The sequence below is a fragment of the Coprococcus sp. ART55/1 genome (assembly GCF_000210595.1).
GTDB classification, from domain to species: Bacteria; Bacillota; Clostridia; order Lachnospirales; family Lachnospiraceae; genus Coprococcus; species Coprococcus aceti.
Genome location: NC_021018.1, coordinates 2,963,611 through 2,965,962 on the forward strand (window position 1 = coordinate 2,963,611; position 2,352 = coordinate 2,965,962).

Consider the following 2,352-nt stretch of genomic DNA (forward strand, 5'->3'; position numbering starts at 1 on the left):
TAATCGTGCACGGCGATCTCCTTGTCAAGGTCGCTCATGCCATCTGAAATGTTGTCATTTATAAAGCTGTCGATCACCTCATATATCTGCTTCGCCCTTATGTTGTCCTCCGGGATATCCGTTCCTTCTATATATTTTCTGACAGCATAATAATTATCCGACAGTTCATAGTTGAGCTGTATTGCCAGATATCTTCCCGTCTCAATTATTATCCTGTACGTATCCACTGAGCCGTATGCCGAATCTATATATTTGTTGATGTTGTGCACATCACTTTTCGCCACATTACTTACATAATACATGCCCGACTCGTTTCCGTCCTCCATATCCTGGACAACGGCCGCCCGGAACTCCACCAGGCCATCAAGCATCTGGCTGCTCTTGATCACATTGAAGAACAACCACCGCACTCCCACCATCATCAGCGAGAGAACAACTACAATACTTATAACTCCAAGAATCTTCTTTTTTGTACCCAAACTTCCTGTCAATCCTCCATCCCTGCTTTGCTGCGGTGATCCGCCTGTATATTTTATCATCTGTACTTTTGCGCCGCAAGCACCAACCACGCATTTCCTGTGGTTATAAATAAACCTTATTTGTGTTGATATGCGAACTTTTATGTTGTAAAATGTACGTTGTTTGAAAACTACCTTATAATTTACTCAGTTTTCAACCTAAAACAAAAAAATAACAGAAAAGAGGATTTAATATGGCTCAGCTCTGGGGCGGACGCTTCACAAAAGAAACAGACAAATTAGTATATAACTTTAACGCATCTATTTCATTTGATCAGAAATTCTACAGACAGGATATCCGCGGAAGTATCGCGCATGTAACCATGCTCGCTTCATCCGGTATTCTCACTGACGAGGAAAGAGATCAGATCATAGCGGGACTTAAGGGCATACTGAACGATGTGGAGAACGGTTCTCTGCAGATCACTTCAGAATACGAAGATATACACAGCTTTGTCGAGGCAAATCTCATAGACAGGATCGGCGATGTGGGCAAAAAGCTTCACACCGGACGAAGCAGGAACGACCAGGTTGCATTGGACATGAAGCTCTATGTAAGAGACGAGATCATCGAGCTCAAGGAGCTTATTTACAAGCTTCTGACTACTCTTCACAGACTTATGAATGAGCACATCGACACATACATGCCTGGATTTACTCACCTCCAGAAGGCACAGCCAATAACTCTGGCACATCACTTTGGAGCATACATGGAGATGTTCAAGCGTGACTACGACAGAATGAACGATATATATGACAGAATGAACTACTGTCCTCTCGGATCAGGTGCCCTCGCAGGAACCACATATCCGCTCGACAGAGAGCTCACCGCTTCTCTGCTGGACTTCTACGGTCCGACTCTCAACAGCATGGATTCAGTTGCCGACAGGGATTACTGCATAGAGCTTTTATCCGCCATGTCTACCATCATGATGCATCTCTCACGTTTCTCCGAGGAGATCATCATCTGGAACTCAAATGAATATCAGTTTGTTGAGCTCGATGATTCATACAGCACAGGAAGCTCTATCATGCCACAGAAGAAGAACCCGGATATAGCCGAGCTCGTAAGAGGTAAGACAGGCAGGGTTTACGGTGCTCTCACCTCCCTTCTCACAACCATGAAGGGAATCCCTCTCGCATACAACAAGGACATGCAGGAGGATAAGGAGCTCACATTTGACGCGATAGACACTGTAAAGGGATGTCTCGCACTGTTCACAGGCATGATAGCCACCATGACAGTCAACAAGCCTAGAATGGAAGCATCAGCCAAGAACGGATTCACCAACGCAACAGATGCCGCAGATTACCTTGTAAATCACGGTGTACCTTTCCGTGATGCACACGGCATCGTCGGCCAGCTCGTTCTGAAGTGCATAGAGGAGAACATCTCCCTCGACCAGCTTAGTCTCGACGAGTACAAGGCCATCTGTCCTGTATTTGAAGATGACATATATACAGCCATCAGCATGGAAGAATGTGTTCAGAAGCGTAACACAATCGGTGCTCCGGGACACGCTGCAATGCAGAAGGTGATCGATGCAAACGACAAGTTCTTAGAATGGGCTGAGCAGGATTTAACCAAGCACACCAAGGAGTGATTTTTATGAACAATACAACAAAAGCCAAATACGATATGGCAGAAAAGATGCTCAAGGTCGATATCTCTCTTGAGGAGGTTGCTCTCATGACTGAGCTTCCAATGGAAACCCTGAAAAAAATACAGCATGACATCCAGAAAGACGGACTCGTCACAAGACACGACGTGAAGGATGTCGATCTCGATTCAGGCTACCTTATCTAAGCTTAATCCACATACCGTATAATAAAT

At 45.0% G+C, this 2,352-nt stretch carries 2 protein-coding genes and 1 pseudogene; 2 read left to right on the forward strand and 1 reads right to left on the reverse strand.

What is annotated here, in order from left to right:
- A pseudogene (locus CCU_RS13340) lies at positions 1-479 on the reverse strand (transglutaminase domain-containing protein); the annotation flags it as partial.
- 233 nt (positions 480-712) lie between these two features.
- On the opposite strand from CCU_RS13340, the gene argH reads away from it, so the two are divergent.
- Together argH and CCU_RS13350 are read left to right on the forward strand one after the other, a co-directional pair.
- Positions 713-2,122, forward strand: coding sequence for an argininosuccinate lyase (gene argH / locus CCU_RS13345; RefSeq protein ID WP_015535015.1), 1,410 nt, complete (start codon positions 713-715; stop codon positions 2,120-2,122).
- A gap of 5 nt (positions 2,123-2,127) precedes the next feature.
- On the forward strand, positions 2,128-2,325 hold the full coding sequence (locus tag CCU_RS13350) for a hypothetical protein (RefSeq protein WP_015535016.1): 198 nt from the start codon (positions 2,128-2,130) through the stop codon (positions 2,323-2,325).
- Positions 2,326-2,352: the final 27 nt, after the last annotated feature.

Excerpts from the sequence above, each read along its gene's own strand:
- argH (WP_015535015.1), top strand. The coding sequence starts at position 713 with ATGGCTCAGCTCTGGGGCGGACGCTTCACAAAAGAAACAGACAAATTA.
- CCU_RS13350 (WP_015535016.1), top strand. The coding sequence starts at position 2,128 with ATGAACAATACAACAAAAGCCAAATACGATATGGCAGAAAAGATGCTC.